Annotated in this window: 16 protein-coding genes; 10 read left to right on the plus strand and 6 right to left on the minus strand. The window is 39.5% G+C overall.

The window, feature by feature from the left end:
- Positions 1–48 precede the first annotated feature (48 nt).
- The 5 genes from lpxK to HMPREF3020_RS05360 all read left to right on the plus strand — a co-directional run bounded on the left by lpxK (position 49) and on the right by HMPREF3020_RS05360 (position 4,618).
- A complete protein-coding gene (gene lpxK / locus HMPREF3020_RS05340; RefSeq protein ID WP_070775788.1) occupies positions 49–1,029 on the plus strand; it encodes a tetraacyldisaccharide 4'-kinase in 981 nt (326 codons plus the stop codon).
- A gap of 17 nt (positions 1,030–1,046) precedes the next feature.
- A complete protein-coding gene (locus HMPREF3020_RS05345) occupies positions 1,047–1,226 on the plus strand; it encodes a Trm112 family protein (protein ID WP_049372406.1) in 180 nt (59 codons plus the stop codon).
- Positions 1,227–1,235: 9 nt separating this feature from the next.
- Positions 1,236–1,994, plus strand: a complete 759-nt coding sequence (kdsB, locus tag HMPREF3020_RS05350; RefSeq protein ID WP_070775789.1) for a 3-deoxy-manno-octulosonate cytidylyltransferase — start codon at positions 1,236–1,238, stop codon at positions 1,992–1,994.
- Between the two features lie 9 nt (positions 1,995–2,003).
- Positions 2,004–3,830, plus strand: coding sequence for an excinuclease ABC subunit UvrC (uvrC, locus tag HMPREF3020_RS05355; protein WP_070775790.1), 1,827 nt, complete (start codon positions 2,004–2,006; stop codon positions 3,828–3,830).
- 68 nt (positions 3,831–3,898) lie between these two features.
- Positions 3,899–4,618 carry a TerC family protein gene (locus HMPREF3020_RS05360; protein WP_049372408.1) on the plus strand — a complete coding sequence of 240 codons (720 nt, stop codon included), beginning with the start codon at positions 3,899–3,901 and terminating at the stop codon, positions 4,616–4,618.
- A 38-nt stretch (positions 4,619–4,656) separates the two neighbouring features.
- Here the strand turns inward: HMPREF3020_RS05360 and HMPREF3020_RS05365 are convergent, their stop codons facing one another.
- The 3 genes from HMPREF3020_RS05365 to HMPREF3020_RS05375 form a co-directional block, all read right to left on the minus strand.
- Positions 4,657–5,709, minus strand: a complete 1,053-nt coding sequence (locus HMPREF3020_RS05365; protein ID WP_049370160.1) for an ABC transporter ATP-binding protein — start codon at positions 5,707–5,709, stop codon at positions 4,657–4,659.
- Positions 5,710–5,722: 13 nt separating this feature from the next.
- Entirely contained in the window at positions 5,723–7,243 is a 1,521-nt protein-coding gene (locus HMPREF3020_RS05370) for an ABC transporter permease (RefSeq protein ID WP_070775791.1), read from the minus strand.
- Between the two features lie 84 nt (positions 7,244–7,327).
- Positions 7,328–8,326 (minus strand): iron ABC transporter substrate-binding protein, encoded by a 999-nt coding sequence (locus HMPREF3020_RS05375; RefSeq protein WP_070775792.1) that lies wholly within the window; start codon positions 8,324–8,326, stop codon positions 7,328–7,330.
- Positions 8,327–8,532: 206 nt separating this feature from the next.
- Here HMPREF3020_RS05375 and gshAB point away from each other — a divergent pair, with 206 nt between their 5' ends.
- From gshAB to HMPREF3020_RS05395, 4 genes are all read left to right on the plus strand, one after another.
- On the plus strand, positions 8,533–10,806 hold the full coding sequence (gene gshAB / locus HMPREF3020_RS05380; protein ID WP_070775793.1) for a bifunctional glutamate--cysteine ligase GshA/glutathione synthetase GshB: 2,274 nt from the start codon (positions 8,533–8,535) through the stop codon (positions 10,804–10,806).
- Positions 10,807–10,904: 98 nt separating this feature from the next.
- Positions 10,905–11,993, plus strand: coding sequence for a PhoH family protein (locus HMPREF3020_RS05385; RefSeq protein ID WP_070775794.1), 1,089 nt, complete (start codon positions 10,905–10,907; stop codon positions 11,991–11,993).
- Between the two features lies 1 nt (position 11,994).
- Positions 11,995–12,459 (plus strand): rRNA maturation RNase YbeY, encoded by a 465-nt coding sequence (gene ybeY / locus HMPREF3020_RS05390; protein ID WP_049374391.1) that lies wholly within the window; start codon positions 11,995–11,997, stop codon positions 12,457–12,459.
- 18 nt (positions 12,460–12,477) lie between these two features.
- Complete coding sequence (locus HMPREF3020_RS05395; protein WP_049385136.1) at positions 12,478–13,263, plus strand: Cof-type HAD-IIB family hydrolase; 786 nt, start codon at positions 12,478–12,480, stop codon at positions 13,261–13,263.
- Between the two features lie 38 nt (positions 13,264–13,301).
- Here HMPREF3020_RS05395 and tpx read toward each other — a convergent pair whose 3' ends face one another.
- The 3 genes from tpx to serC all read right to left on the minus strand — a co-directional run bounded on the left by tpx (position 13,302) and on the right by serC (position 16,064).
- A complete protein-coding gene (tpx, locus tag HMPREF3020_RS05400) occupies positions 13,302–13,799 on the minus strand; it encodes a thiol peroxidase (RefSeq protein ID WP_070775795.1) in 498 nt (165 codons plus the stop codon).
- 8 nt (positions 13,800–13,807) lie between these two features.
- Positions 13,808–14,917, minus strand: coding sequence for a histidinol-phosphate transaminase (gene hisC / locus HMPREF3020_RS05405; RefSeq protein ID WP_070775796.1), 1,110 nt, complete (start codon positions 14,915–14,917; stop codon positions 13,808–13,810).
- 64 nt (positions 14,918–14,981) lie between these two features.
- Positions 14,982–16,064 carry a 3-phosphoserine/phosphohydroxythreonine transaminase gene (serC, locus tag HMPREF3020_RS05410; RefSeq protein WP_070775797.1) on the minus strand — a complete coding sequence of 361 codons (1,083 nt, stop codon included), beginning with the start codon at positions 16,062–16,064 and terminating at the stop codon, positions 14,982–14,984.
- A gap of 178 nt (positions 16,065–16,242) precedes the next feature.
- On the opposite strand from serC, the gene HMPREF3020_RS05415 reads away from it, so the two are divergent.
- Positions 16,243–16,596 carry a DUF496 family protein gene (locus HMPREF3020_RS05415; RefSeq protein ID WP_005696407.1) on the plus strand — a complete coding sequence of 118 codons (354 nt, stop codon included), beginning with the start codon at positions 16,243–16,245 and terminating at the stop codon, positions 16,594–16,596.
- Positions 16,597–16,666 lie beyond the last annotated feature (70 nt).

Below are 16,666 nucleotides of genomic sequence, written 5' to 3' on the forward strand. Positions count from 1 at the left end.
TAAGGGCGAACCAATGAGTTCGCCCAAAATCAATATAGGATAAATGAAATGCCTTTTTGGTACTCTAATTCAAAGCTAGCTTGGTTGCTCCTTCCTTTTTCACTGCTATTTTGGTTGATTAGCCAAATTCGCCGAGCACTATTTTCTCTTAATATCTTATCCTCTTATAAATCCCCGAAACCCATCATTATTGTCGGTAATCTTTCTGTTGGTGGAAATGGTAAAACCCCTGTCGTTGTTTGGTTAGTTGAAGAGTTACAAAAACAAGGATTACGTGTAGGCGTGATTTCTCGTGGCTATGGTAGCCAATCTAAAACCTATCCTTTACTTGTTACACCAGAAACCGATCCTCTTCAAGGGGGCGATGAACCTGTTTTAATCGCCAAAAGAACAGGTGTGCCTGTGGTGATTTCACCGAATCGTCAACAAGCTATCGAATTACTCTTGAAAACACAAGATTGCGATCTGATTATTTCGGATGATGGATTACAACATTATAAGTTGCGACGTGATATTGAAATTGTGGTGATGGATGCAGAACGCGCTTTAGGGAACGGCTTTGTGTTACCTGCTGGGCCTTTGCGTGAGTTACCAAGTCGTTTAAAAAATGTGGACTTTGTGATTACTAATGGCGGAAAAAATGCTTATTCTGATGCCATTATGCAATTAGTTCCTCACTATGCGATTAATTTAGTGACGGCAGAAAAACGCTTGTTAAGTGAATTTACTCAAGGTTCAGCCATCGCGGGAATTGGTAACCCACAACGTTTTTTCACGATGTTGGAAAATTTAAATATTCGTTTAGAAAATACGAAAGCTTTTCAAGATCATCAACATTTTGAGCCGCAATTATTAGAAAAACTCGCTGAAAACCAATCGCTCTTTATGACCGAAAAGGACGCAGTAAAATGCCAAGCTTTTGCTAAAGAGAATTGGTGGTATGTTCCCGTTGATGCAGAGATTGTAGAGGCTGAAAATCAAGGCCAAAAACTTCCACAATTGTGGGAAAAAATCCGTCATTTAGTTTAACTCTATTCGAGTGAAATATGCGTGAGAAACTTAATCCTCGATTATTAGACGTGATCGCTTGCCCACGATGTTTGGCAAGATTGAAATACGATCAAGAAAATCAACGGCTCATTTGCCCTTTTGAGCAAGTGGCGTATCCTATTGAAAACGGCGTGCCGGTTTTGTTGGCAGAAAAAGCCGAAACATTAAAAGAATAAGGAATACTTATGTCATTTACAGTTATTATCCCTGCTCGTTTTGCATCGAGCCGCTTACCAGGTAAACCTTTAGCTGATATTGCTGGTAAACCCATGATTCAACATGTTTTTGAGAAAGCTCAACAATCAGGCGCGAGCCGAGTCATTATTGCGACAGATAACGAACAAGTTGAAAAGGTAGCAAAAGCTTTTGGGGCAGAAGTGTGTATGACATCAGAAGCACATAATTCTGGTACTGAGCGTTTAGCGGAAGTGGTAAGTAAGCTTGGTATTGCTGATGATGAAATTATTGTAAACATCCAAGGGGATGAGCCGTTAATTCCACCCGTTATTGTGAGTCAAGTGGCAGAGAATTTAGCGAAATTTAACGTGAATATGGCGACACTTGCGGTAAAAATTCACGAAGCGGAAGAGTTATTTAACCCAAATGCCGTGAAAGTCGTTACGGATAAAGATGGCTACGTTTTATATTTTTCCCGTTCAGTGATTCCTTATGATCGTGACCAGTTTATGCAATTAGAAGATACCTCAAAGGCGCAACTGGCTGATGCGTATCTCCGTCATATTGGTATTTATGCTTATCGTGCAGGCTTTATTAAACAATATGTGCAATGGGCACCAACACAATTAGAAAACTTAGAGAAATTAGAGCAACTCCGTGTATTGTGGTACGGCGAGCGTATCCATGTGGAATTGGCGAAAGAAGTTCCAGCTGTTGGTGTGGATACAGCAGAAGATTTAGAAAAAGTGCGGTCAATTTTGGCGTAGTTTTTACTGATGTTTGATTCTAAAAAGTTTCTCTCTGACGTTTCTCATAAACCTGGTGTTTATCGTATGTATGACGATAAAGATCAGGTTATTTATGTGGGCAAAGCGAAAGATCTCAAAAAGCGCCTTTCCAGCTACTTCCGAAAAAACTTAAGCAGCAAAAAAACAGAAGCCTTGGTGTCGTCAATTCATCATATTGATACGACGATTACTTCTTCAGAAACTGAAGCGTTATTGCTAGAGCACAACTTCATTAAGCTTTATCAACCTCGTTATAATGTGTTATTGCGAGATGATAAATCCTATCCTTTTATTTTATTGACAAAAGAACGCCATCCTCGCATTACTTCTTATCGCGGAACGAAAAAAATTGCAGGCGAGTATTTCGGGCCTTATCCTCATGCGGGTGCAGTGCGTGAAACCTTGTCGTTAATGCAAAAATTATTCCCTGTTCGTCAATGTGAAAATTCGGTTTATAACAATCGTTCCCGCCCTTGTTTGCAATATCAAATCGGGCGTTGCTCCGCACCTTGTGTGCCAGGCTATGTGACTGATGAGGAATATAACCAACAAGTTGAATTAGCACGACTATTTTTACAAGGAAAAGATCAGCAAGTATTAGATTATCTCATTGGCAAAATGGAGCAGGCGAGCCGAGACTTGGATTTTGAAGGCGCGGCACGTTATCGTGACCAAATTCAAGCGGTTCGTGCTGTTATCGAAAAACAATTTGTTTCCAATGAGCGTTTGGATGACATGGATATTATGTCCATTGCGTATCAGCACGGTTTAGCTTGTGTTCAGGTAATGTTTATTCGTCAAGGCAAAGTATTGGGCAATCGCAGTTATTTTCCGAAAGTGCCTGCTAATACAGATTTATCTGAACTCACAGCCACTTTTGTTGGGCAGTTCTATTTGCAAGGTCATCAGGGCAGAAGTATTCCTAATAGTATTATTGTGGATCATAAATTAGATGAAAAAGCGGAGCTTGAGGCCTTATTAACTGAACAAGCCGGCCGAAAAGTGGTGATACAAGAATCTGCTAAAGGCGATAAAGGCAAGTATTTGCAGTTGGCACAAATTAATGCCAAAGCGGCCTTAGCGACTCAACTTAAACAATCTTCCCGAATGTACGAACGTTATCAAGCGCTTTGTGAATTGCTCGATATGCCTGAAATTAAACGCATGGAATGTTTTGATATTAGTCATACGATGGGTAATCAAACCGTGGCATCTTGCGTGGTATTTAATCAAGAAGGCCCACTGAAATCAGATTATCGCCGTTTTAATATTGAAGGTATTACGGGTGGTGATGATTATGCAGCGATGGAGCAAGCCTTAAAGAAACGTTACGACCGCGATCTTGATGAAGATAAAATTCCCGATATTATTTTTATTGATGGTGGTAAAGGGCAGCTTAATCGTGCCTTAGAGGTTTTTCATCACCTCAACGTAAAATGGGATAAAAACCGACCGCACTTAATTGGTGTTGCAAAAGGTGTAGATCGTCGAGCAGGACAAGAGGTGTTGATTATCAGCAAACAAGATCGTGAAATCCATTTGCCGGATGATAGTCTTGCGTTGCATTTAATCCAACATATTCGAGATGAAAGCCATAATCATGCGATTAGCGGTCATCGTCAAAAACGCCAAAAAGCCTTTACCCAAAGTGGATTGGAAACCATTGAAGGGGTAGGTGCTAAACGACGTCAAGCCTTGTTGAAATATTTAGGTGGATTGCAAGGTGTCAAAAATGCCACGTTGGATGAAATCGCCTCTGTACCCGGTATTTCTAAAGCGTTAGCCGAAAAGATTTTCGAGACCTTAAAAAGTTAGGAAAAATCTTGATTTTCTACGTGAACTGTCTATGATTCAACCTTTCGGATTTTATATAGGAACATATTATGTTTGAATGGCTTGTTGATCCTGAAGCATGGATTTCATTGCTTACTTTGGCCGCTCTTGAAATCGTCTTGGGTATTGATAACATTATTTTTATTAGTATTTTAGTAGGACGTTTACCCGCGAATCAACGCCAATCTGGTCGTATTATCGGTCTTGGATTAGCGATGATTACTCGTATTTTACTTCTTGTTTCTCTTTCCTGGATGATGAAATTAACGGAGCCACTATTCACTTTAGTCGGTCAGGAAATTTCGGGTCGCGATTTGATTTTATTCCTTGGGGGCTTATTCCTGATTATGAAAAGTACAGGTGAAATCAAAGAAGCGATGCATCCTGAATCACATCATGAAGAAGAGAATAATAAGAAGAAAGTCAGTTATTTGGGTGTATTAATCCAAATTGCGATTTTAGATATTGTGTTTTCTTTAGACTCAGTGATTACTGCGGTAGGGATGGCAAACCACCTTCCAGTGATGATTTTGGCAATTATGATTGCAGTAGGTGTGATGATGTTTGCAGCGAAACCAATTGGTAATTTTGTTGATACCCATCCGACATTGAAGATTTTAGCCTTAGCATTCTTAATTTTAGTTGGAGTAAGTTTAATTGCTGAAAGTTTGGATATTCATATTCCAAAAGGCTACATTTACTTTGCAATGGGCTTCTCAACAGTAGTTGAAATGCTCAACATCAAAATGCGAAAATCACTTGGTCATTAAATCATATAAAAAGGCGGAACAATGTGTTCCGCCTTTTTTTAGTCATTATAGAATACCCCTTTCCCATACAAATACATGGTGACTTGTTCGTCAGTATGGTATTCGTTGATGAGATCTTCATTGATATTCAATTCATAACCGCAAACATCAATACAAATATTGATAGCTCGTCCTCTTGATTCAATTCGCTTAATCTCACCTTTAAAAGAAGCGGTCGGGTCTTGGATTTTTTTCGCAAGAGAGAATTGCTCAGGGCGGAATAACACTTTCCCTTGCGTATGGCCATTTCCTTTATTTTCGATGGCAATTTCACCTAATTGACAGGTCGCGATGCTATCGTTTTTTAATGTTGCAGGAAGAATAATGCTGTCCCCAATAAATTTAGCAATAGACAAATACTGAGGTGACCAATAGAGCGTTTTAGGTGTCGCAATTTGGAGAATTTTCCCTTCTTGAATCACTGCGATTTTGTCAGCATGACATAGTGCTTCATCGCGATCATGGGTTACAAATACGGCAGAGGAACCACTTTCTCTTAATACTTGTAACATATCGTAACGAATTTGATTTCTTAGATGTTCATCTAACGCACTAAATGGCTCATCAAACAGGATTAACTCAGGGCTTGGTGCAAGTGCTCGAGCAAGTGCAACACGTTGCTGTTGACCACCAGAAAGCTGATGAGGGAAACGGTCCGCTAAGCTGCTAATACCCGTGAGTTTCATCACTTCTTCGATGCGTTGTTTTTCCTCTTCCGTTTTCCCTTTGCCATCGCCTAAGCCATAAGCAATATTGCGGTAAACATTTAAATGAGGAAATAGCACGCCTTCTTGTACCACATAGCCTAATTTGCGTTGCTGGGTCGGCACATTGAGATTTTCTTTAAAAATAGGTTGATTCTTTAACCAAATCTCACCGCTTGTTGGTTGTTCAAAACCAGCAATACTACGCAATAAGGTGGTTTTTCCACAACCAGATGCGCCAAGAAGAAATAGAATTTCACCTTTCTCTAATTGCAGAGAGATATTGTGCAGAACCTGGTGTCCGTTAAAGGATTTATTCAAATTTTTAATGTCGAGTAATGTTGTCATTTTTATCTTCTCGTTATTTAAAACCGTATCGTTTCAGTAAAAATACAGGAATCCCTGAAAATAGCACTAACATAATGGCATAAGGCGTTGCAGCCGCATATTGTGCATCAGAGGTGTATTCCCACACCGCAGTTGAAAGCGTTTTAATGTCATTAGGGGTCAGTAATAAGGTTGCGGTGAGCTCTTTCATTAAGTTTAAAAATACTAAAGCAAAGGCAGCCGCAATCCCCGGTAACATAGCTGGAATGACTAAGGTACGGAAAATATAAAAGTTGCTACGGCCTAAGCTTTGCCCTACCTTTTCAATGTTACTAGACATTTGTTCAAGCGAGCTACGCAAGGTCGTTTGCGCCATTGGAAGATAAAGCATAAAGTAGGCAACGATAACCATGGTAAAGGTTTGATAAAGGGAATAGGCATAGTTGATGGTAAAGAAGACCAATGATAATGCGATAACAAGCCCTGGCACAGCGTGAAGTAGATAAGGGATTCGATCAAGCCAAATCGTCAATTTACTGCGATAGCGTACCGCAGCCCATACCAATGGTAGTGCACAAATAACGGTAAGTGTTGCACCCAGTGTTGATATAGTCAGTGAATTTGTGAAGGCGGTAAAAAATTCCCCAAAATCGACCGCACCTTCAATGGAACTTCCCACGGTTAGCCAATAAATCAGCATAGTAATCGGCACACCAATACTGAGCACAAAAATGGTCGTGAAAAAGCTTACGACTAAAATTTGTTTTCCTGCTGAGAGGGTTTTCAATGGATACGGACGTATTACGCCTTTGCCGCTTTGATAGAGTGTTTGTGTGCCTCTAAAACGAATTTCCCCCATCACAACAAAGATACAGATCACCATTAACACACCAGAAAGTAAGGCGGCGGTGTTGTTATTAAAGGCCATTTCATATTCTTGGAAAATTGCCGTAGTGAAGGTTTGGTAATTTAAAATAGACACGGCGCCAAAGTCTACCAACATATGAAGCGCAATTAATAATACGCTGCTACCGATGGCGGGTTTGAGTTGTGGAAAAATCGCATGCCAAAATGTGTAAGCATGGCTTTTAGCTAATGAAAGGCTCACTTCTTCTAAAGAGCGGTCGAGTCTTTTTAAGGTCGCCGCGACAGGGAGATAAGCAAGCGGGAAAGAACTCAGCGTCATAATGCCGATGGTTCCCCAGAAGCCTTCCACTCTGAAGGTAAGACTGATCCACGTAAAACAACTGACAAAAGCCGGAATACAAAGAGGGAGCGTCATGGCTACTTGGAAAAAGCCTTTTCCCCAAAAGCGATAACGTTCTAATAAAAACGCACATAGTGTGCCGAGAATAATGGCAAAAAGTGTGACAAATACCATTAAAAGTAGGGTATTACTGAGCAATTCCCACATTCTTGGGCGCCAAAGTAATTCAATGCTGCGAGCCAATCCGACATCTGCAGCACGCTCAATAACATATAAAAAAGGGAGTAATAATGGCAAACTAATCAGCACGATTAAGGCTATAAGCCAGCGAGGTGGGCGATTAGACACAGAAAAATCCTTTGAAAATATTAGTGTAGAGTAAATAACAGAAGGGCGTGTATTACACGCCCTATATTGCATAGCAAATTAAACTTATTTCAAACCAGCTTCTTCAATAAGTTTATTGGCGTTGTCTTTGTCTTCAGCAGTGGTTGCCGAAACAACAGGCGCTTCTAATTTCGCATAAGGTTCCATGTTAAATGGAGAAACCACATCGGTACGAAGTGGGTATTCTGCACGTACTGAAACAAACGCTTGTTGTCCTTCTTTACTTGCTAAGAAATCAACGAATTTTTTCGCTTCTTCTTTATTTTTAGAACCTTTTAATACCGCTGCACCAGAATAGGTCACTAATGCACCTGGATCTTGATGACGAATGAAGTAAAGACGTGTTTTGAGGTTATCAGCACCTTTTTCTTTTGCAAGTGTATACCAGTAATAGTTGTTGATTAACGCTGCGGGTACTTCACCATTTTCAACCGCTTGAAGAGCAACGCTGTTTTTCGCATAAAGTTTACCGTTTTCTTTTAAGCCTTTTAACCATTTAAGAGCGGCATCTTTACCTTTTAATTTGGTAATCGCAACAACTTGCTCTAAGAATGCGCCTGAAGTTGGAACGTAACCAATTTTATCTTTCCATTTTGGTGTTGCATAATCTAACACGGATTTTTCCATGTCTTTTTCAGATAATTTAGTGTGATCGTAAACCACAACACGAGAACGACCGCTTAATGCGACCCAGTCTTTTTTCGGTGCAAGAGGAACGCCCTTGTGTGCAGTTTGTTTAATAGTATCTGCAGAAAGCGGTTCTAATAAGCCTGCATCAGACAGGGCAGCGAAAGGTGCAGTTTGTTCAGAAAAGAATACGTCAGCAGGGGTTTTATCGCCCTCTTCTTTTAATTGACCTGCAAGTTGATCACTTTTAGCACTGTTTAAGGTCACTTTAATGCCCGTTGCTTTTGTAAATGCATCAGCAACAGCTTGAGAACCTTCTTTGTGCTGTCCATTGTAAACAGTAATATCTGCAGAAGCGAAGCCTGCAAACGCCATTAAGCCGGTTAGTGCGGCAATTTGGAAGTGCTTAATTTTCATGAAAACTCCTTTATGTTATCGGGCAAATCGCCCATTTTCTGAAAATAAAATTCATCCCATTCTAATATATTTAAAAGAGATAATGCAAATAATTCTCAGATGTTTTTCTCTTATATCAAAATTTCATATCCCATTCTATTTTTTTACTTCGTCCTATGTTGATTTTTCTCCATAATGTCTAGTAGAAATTTCTAATAAGGACGGATATGAATATTCAGCAAATCATTAAACAACATCATTTAGAGCTCTTATTCCAGCAAGGGTCGTTTGGGATTGAAAAGGAAAGTCAACGGGTATATGCAGATGGTTCAATAGTTACATCATTGCACCCTAAAGCCTTTGGTAATCGTCGTTTTCACCCTTATATTCAAACTGATTTTGCAGAAAGTCAGTTGGAATTGGTGACTCCCCCTATGAAAAAGTTAGAGGATACACTACGTTGGCTTTCAGCCATTCATGAAGTGACTTTGCGAACTTTACCGGAGGATGAATTTATTTTTCCTTTTAGTATGCCTGCAGGATTACCGCCAGAAGAACACATTAAGGTTGCACAATTAGATAATCAGGAAGATGTGGCTTATCGTGAGCATTTAGTCCAGTCTTACGGTAAATATAAGCAAATGGTCAGTGGTATTCATTACAATTTTCAAATTGACCCTAAGTTTATTGATGCTTTATTTCATGCGCAAAATGAAACACAAAGTGCGGTTGATTTTCAAAATGATTTTTACCTAAAAATAGCCAAAAACTTCTTACGCTATCAATGGATTCTGCTTTATCTGTTTTCTGCGACACCGACGGTAGAGGAAAAATATTTCAGCGGTAATTCACCACTTAAATCGCATCAATATGTGCGGAGTTTACGTTCAGGGAAATATGGTTATGTGAATGATCCGAAGATCCACGTTTCTTATGACAGTTTGCAAGAGTATGTTGAGACGTTAGAACACTGGGTGAAATCGGGTGATTTGATTGCGGAAAAAGAGTTTTACTCAAGCGTACGTTTGCGTGGCGCTAAAAAAGCGCGCGATTTACTTGAAAAAGGAATTCAATATTTAGAATTTCGTTTGTTTGATCTCAATCCGTTTGCACCTTATGGAATGGAACTTGCAGATGCGAAATTCATTCATTATTTTATTTTGTTAATGGCATGGCTTGATGATACCGCTGATCAAGAAGGTATAAAATTAGGCAAAGCACGTCTTGCTGAAGTGGCATGGGAAGATCCAAGACAGCAAAGTGTTTATGCGGTAGAAGGTGAATTAGTCCTCCTTGAAATGCTCAAAATGCTTGAGCAACTTAATGTGAGTGATGAGATTAAAACGATTGTTAAAGACAAATTAGGACAATTTGCGGATCCAAGCCAAACGCTTTGTGCAAAAGTGGTTGCGGCAATTGAACAGGTCGGTAGTTACCAACAATTAGGGGCCGATATTGCGCAATCTAATAAAGCAAAAGCCTTTGAACGTTTTTATGCATTAACTGCGTTTGATAATATGGAACTGTCCACACAAGCGTTATTGTTTGATGCAATCCAAAAAGGGCTAAAGATTGAGATTTTAGATGAACGTGATCAATTTATCAGTCTTCAATTTGGCGATCATTTGGAATATGTGAAAAACGGTAATATGACTTCTCACGATAGCTATATTTCTCCACTCATTATGGAAAATAAAGTGGTGACGAAGAAAGTGTTAGCGAAAGCCGGATTTAATGTACCGCAAAGCATCGAGTTTACCGATGTGAAAAGTGCGGTCGAAAATTTCCCACTTTTTGAGAATCGAGCTGTCGTGATTAAGCCAAAATCAACGAATTTTGGTTTAGGGATCAGTATTTTCCAACAAGGTGTAACGGATAGAGATGATTTTGCAAAAGCAGTAGAGATTGCTTTCCGTGAAGATAAAGAGATCATGGTTGAAGATTATCTACTTGGCACTGAATATCGCTTTTTTGTACTGGGGGATCAAACGTTAGCCGTCTTATTACGTGTTCCAGCAAATGTCATTGGAGATGGTGTACATACTGTTGCTGAATTAGTTGCCGCTAAAAATGATCATCCTTTACGGGGCGATGGCAGTCGTACGCCATTGAAAAAAATAGCATTGGGGGATATTGAGCAGTTGCAGCTTAAGGAGCAAGGATTAACCGTGGATTCTATTCCTGCAAAAGATCAACTTGTTCAATTACGTGCAAATTCTAATATTAGTACAGGTGGTGATTCTATTGATATGACGGATGAAATGCATGCCAGTTACAAAGAAATTGCGGTAGGGATTAGCAAGGCAATGGGGGCGGCAGTTTGTGGCGTAGATTTAATTATTCCTGATTTGAAACAGCCGGCAGAACCGAGTTTGCGTTCGTGGGGTGTGATTGAGGCAAATTTTAATCCTATGATGATGATGCATATTTTCCCATTTAGTGGACAATCTCGACGATTGACAATGAATGTGATTAAGATGCTTTTCCCTGAATTGCCTTAATTTGGTTATCGGGCTTCATCAGTTGGTGAAGCCCGTTTTACATTCATCGTAATTAGGCTAAAATGGAGATAGTATTCACAATTCTAAAATGAAATTTAATGACAACTTTTACCTTAGAACCTCAAGAAAATGATCGTCTGCAATCCCTTTGTGGTGCATTTGATGAAAATATCAAACTGATTGAAAAAGAATTTAACCTCAATATTTCCCGCAATAATTTCACTTTTACCGTGAAATCAAATGATGAAAATCCTAAATCTTACCATGAGCAATTAATTGATCGTGCGGCTAAATTAATCCAAACATTATATGTGGAGACTGCACCAATTAAAGGGAAAGTGAAAGAGCTTGATTTAGAAGATGTGCATATTGCCTTGCAAGAGAGCAGAATGTTATCGCAAGAAGGCAGTGAGTCACGCAGTGAAAATCACGTTTATAGCACCACAATTAAAACCAAGCGAGGTTTGATTAAACCGCGTGGTGAAAATCAAATTCAGTATTTACACAATATTCTTACGCACGATATTAGTTTTGGGATTGGACCTGCTGGAACGGGGAAAACCTTTTTAGCCGTAGCAGCGGCAGTTGAAGCATTAGAACGCCAAGAAATTCGTCGTATTTTACTGACTCGTCCTGCGGTGGAAGCGGGCGAAAAATTAGGTTTCCTGCCGGGTGATTTAGGCCAAAAAATTGAACCTTATTTGCGACCACTTTATGATGCGTTATTTGAAATGCTTGGCTTTGAACGCGTACAAAAATTGATGGAGCGTAATGTGATTGAAATCGCACCATTGGCTTATATGCGTGGGCGAACACTTAATGACAGCTTTATTATTTTAGATGAAAGCCAAAATACGACGGTCGAACAAATGAAAATGTTTTTGACCCGTATTGGTTTTAATTCTAAAGCCGTGATTACAGGGGATGTGACTCAAATCGATTTACCGCGCAGCACAAAATCGGGTTTACGCCACGCCATGGAAGTATTAAGCAAAGTGTCGGAATTGAGCTTTAACTACTTTGAGAGTAAAGATATTGTACGACATCCTGTGGTGGCAAAAGTGGTGCAAGCTTACGAAGAATGGGAAGCTCAAGATGAAATTCGTCGCCAAGAAATCGCAGCGCAGCGTCGAGCTGAACGTGAACAAAAAGTGCGGTCAGAAAATGAAACGAATTTAGGAGAATAACATGGGCAATATGATTATCGATTTGCAACTGGCCTGTGAAAATACAGAAGGCTTGCCATCAGAAGCACAAATTCTGCAATGGGCAACCGCTGCAGTTCAACCAGAAAGTGATAATGTTGAAATGACAGTACGTATTGTGGATGAAGCGGAAAGTCATGACTTGAATTTGACTTATCGTGGTAAAGATCGTCCAACCAATGTGTTGTCTTTCCCTTTTGAATGCCCTGATGAAGTGGAGTTGCCGTTGTTGGGTGATTTGGTGATTTGCCGTCAAGTGGTGGAGCGTGAAGCTATCGAGCAAGAAAAGCCTTTAATGGCACATTGGGCGCATATGATTGTGCATGGCAGCTTACATTTGTTGGGGTACGATCACATTGAAGATGATGAAGCCGAAGAAATGGAAAGTTTAGAAACTGAAATTATGCAGGGTTTGGGCTTTGCTGACCCTTATCTTTCCGAAAAATAATGACGATTTGGAGCAATTATGTATAAAGCCGTATTCAGCGATTTTGATGGTACTTTATTAACTTCCGATCATCGAATTTCGCCTAAAACCTTAGATGCACTTCAACGCATTACAAAACAAGGTATCCCATTTACACCAATCTCTGCGCGTTCGCCGCTGGGTATTTGGCCTTATGCGAAACTTATTGAAAATTACAATATCATTGTGGCATTCAGTGGTGCCTTGATTTTAGATAAAAACGCTACGCCTATTTATTCGGTACAAATTGATCCTGCTGATATTCAAGCCATTAATCAAGTATTAGCAGACTATCCTGCACTAGGTGTCAATTATTATACCTATGATGATTGCGTCGCTCGCGATTTGGATAATAAATGGGTGATTTATGAACGTAGCGTGACAGGCATTCAGATTGATCCTTATGATGAAAGTGCAGTCTATTCTCCACATAAAATTCAAATCATTGGTGAAACAGATGAAGTGATTGCTATTGAGCAAATCTTGAAAGAGAAATTCCCGCATTTAAGTATTTGCCGTTCTCATGCGAATTTCCTTGAAGTGATGCATAAATCCGCGACAAAAGGTAATGCAGTACGTTTTCTCGAAGATTACTTTCATGTGAAGATGGAGGAATGTGTTGCTTTCGGTGATAACTTTAACGATTTAGATATGCTAGAAAGCGTGGGATTAGGCGTAGCAATGGGCAATGCACCGGATGAAATTAAACAAGCTGCTAATCGTGTCACCGCTTCGCATAATGATGATGGGATTGCATTGATATTGAATGAGATTTTCCCTGAATAAATAAAAAGGCGCTTTCTATGAAAAAAGCGCCTTATTCATTATAGTGCGGCTAGCGCAGCTTCATAATTTGGCTCATCTTTAATTTCAGACACCAATTCACTATGTAACACGTTATTGTTTTCATCTAAGACAATCACTGAACGAGCAGTCAAACCCGTGATTGGACCAGTTGTGATGTTTACCCCTAAGTTTTCATGGACCTCTTTATGACGAAAAGTAGAAAGCGTTTCTACGTTCTCAATACCTTCTGCACCGCAGAATCGTGCTTGTGCAAAAGGTAAATCAGCTGAAATGCAAAGTACCACAGCATTTTTTAAATTAGCTGCTTGTTGATTAAATTTGCGAACAGAAGTTGCACATACACCTGTATCAATACTTGGGAAAATATTTAAAACTTTGCGTTTTCCTGCATAAGTATCAAGCGTGACGTCAGCGAGTTCTTTATTGGTGAGCGTAAGTGCGGTCACTTTCTCTCCTTTTTTGGGAAAGTTGCCGCTTACTTCAATGGGATTACCCATCATTGTTACTTGAGTCATAAATGCTCCTATTTTTCATTTCCTAAATTAAGCACTTTTTTAAGTGCAGTAAAAAACTTGTCATTTTCTTGTGGTAAGCCAATACTGATACGTAAGTGATTTGGCATGCCATAGCCTGCAATTGGGCGAACAATGACGCCTTCACGTAATAATGCATCATAAATTGATGCTGCAGGCTGTTTAAAATCAATGGTAATAAAATTACCTTTAGACGGAATAAAGTCTAATCCATATTGTTGGCAGAAGGCCTCATAACGTTTCATTTCTTGGCGGTTGTTCTCAGCCACTTTTTCGACAAAGGCATCATCGTTCATCACTGCAATTGCACTAGTCAAAGCAAGACTATTACAGTTAAACGGTTGACGAACACGGTTTAATAAGTCTGCGATTTCAGGATTAGAGACTGCGTAGCCAATACGTAACCCCGCCAACCCATAAGCTTTTGATAACGAGCGTGAAACGATAAGGTTAGGGTATTTATCTAGTAATGCAAAAGAATTAACGCGTTCGCTTGGATGAGTAAATTCGGTATAAGCCTCATCTAATACCACAATCACATTTTCAGGTACTTTGGTCAAGAAAGCATCCAATTCTGCTTCCGTTAAGAAATTCCCTGTTGGGTTGTTTGGATTAGCAATAAAAATCAGCTTGGTTTTATCTGAAAGTGCGGTCAAAAATCCGTTTAAATCATGTCCCCAATTCTTAGCGGGAATTTCTTTTGCGACAGCATTAATAGCTTTCGTCACTAAAGGGTAAACAATAAAAGCATATTGTGAATAAATCACTTCATCATGCTCACCCGCAAAGGTATGAGCAAAGAGCTCTAATAAATCGTTAGAACCATTGCCAAGGGTGATTTGGTTTGGTTGCACACCAAATTTTTTCGCAATAGCCGCTTTAAGTTCAAAACCATTCGCATCAGGATAGCGAGTTAGATGATCAAGTTGGGCTTGAATGGCTTTTTTCGCACTTTCAGGAAAACCGAAAGGGTTTTCATTTGAAGCAAGTTTAACAATATTAGTAATACCTAATTCACGTTCGAGTTCTTCGATTGGTTTTCCGGCTTGGTAAGGTGAAAGAGATTTCACGCCTTGATTGGCGACGTTGATGTATTGCATATGCTTTCCTTATAAAAACGAGCGGGCCTTTCAGCCCGCACGTTGAGTTTAATAAATCAGATAATTAGCTATTTTCAGCTTCAAATTTTTTCATGAATTCAATGAGTGCTTGTACGCCTTCTAATGGCATCGCGTTATAGATAGAGGCGCGCATACCACCTAGCACTTTGTGACCTTTTAAGGCTTGAAGACCTGCAGTTGTAGACTCTGCGACAAATTTAGCATCAAGCTCAGGGTTACCGGTTACGAATGTCACATTCATGGTTGAACGGTTTTCTTTAGCCACTACGTTACGATAGAGTTTGCTGCTATCAATGTAGTCATAAAGGGTTTGCGCTTTCACTGCGTTACGTTTTGCAATTTCTTTTAAGCCGCCAATCGCTTGAATGTGTTTGAAAACTAATGAACAGAGATACCAAGCAAAGGTTGGTGGGGTATTGATCATGGAGTCAGCATCACGTTGTGTGGCGTAATTCCAAATTGATGGTGTCGCTTGGCGAGCATGACCAATTAAATCATCGCGAATAATTACGAGTGTAATCCCTGCTGGACCAAGATTTTTTTGTGCACCGGCGTAAATGACACCAAATTTGCTAATATCAATTTCGCGAGAGAGCACATTAGATGACATATCTGCTACAAGTACCGCATTGCCCACATTCGGTACATCAAAAATTTCCACACCGCTGATAGTTTCATTTGGACAATAGTGAACGTAATCGTATTGTTCCGCAATGTCACTGAAATCAAGGTTGGTGATGCGTGTATGATCACCATTTTCTACAATAGTAATTTCATCAATTTCAGCAAAGTTACGCGCTTCTTTCGCTGCAGTTGCAGACCAATGACCGCTATTTAAGTAAAGTGCTTTGCCTTTCTTACCGATTAAGTTCATTGGTAAGGCTGCAAATTGACCACGAGCGCCACCTTGTAGGAATAACACACGATAGTTATCTGGAATGTTATACACTTCGCGCAGATCTTTTTCTGCTTGAGTAATCAATTCCATAAAATATTTGCCACGGTGGCTGACTTCCATCACAGACACACCTTGACCAAGCCAGTTAGTTAGCTCAGATTGTGCTTTGTGTAGTACCTCAGGGAAAATCATCGCTGGACCAGCACTAAAATTAAAGACTCTTGACATTGTGTTTCCTTATTTTATTTTGAATAGATTCTTCATTTTTACCACTACCGAATAGGATAATCAACTAAATCAAACAGTTTTTTGATCTAATCCATCAATTTAAATTTAAGCTTTTGACGGGGACGAAAAAAAAGGCTACATTACTCGAAGTTTATTTTTAACTTTGAGAGAGTCGATCATGGGAAATGTAAATAAATCCTTCCAAGAAGTATTAGAGTATGTGCGTTTATATCGTTTAAAAAATAAACTTAAGCGCGACATTGAAGACAACAACCGCAAAATTCGTGATAACCAAAAACGTGTCTTATTATTAGATAACTTAAATCAATATATTCGTGATGATATGAGTATTGAAGATGTTCGTGCAATTATTGAAAATATGCGTGATGACTATGAAGGTCGTGTAGATGATTACAACATTCGCAATGCGGAACTTTCTACTCAACGCCGTGAAACGAGCAATAAGATGAAAGAACAGAAAAAAGCCCACGCGAAATTAGTGAAAGATTCATCAAATAAAATCACGTTATAAAATCCTAAGAGAAATGACCGCACTTTGTTGAAGTGCGGTCATTTTTTATGGTGTTTTTAGGATGAACTAT

This window comes from Haemophilus sp. HMSC068C11, assembly GCF_001815355.1.
Lineage (GTDB): Bacteria > Pseudomonadota > Gammaproteobacteria > Enterobacterales > Pasteurellaceae > Haemophilus_D.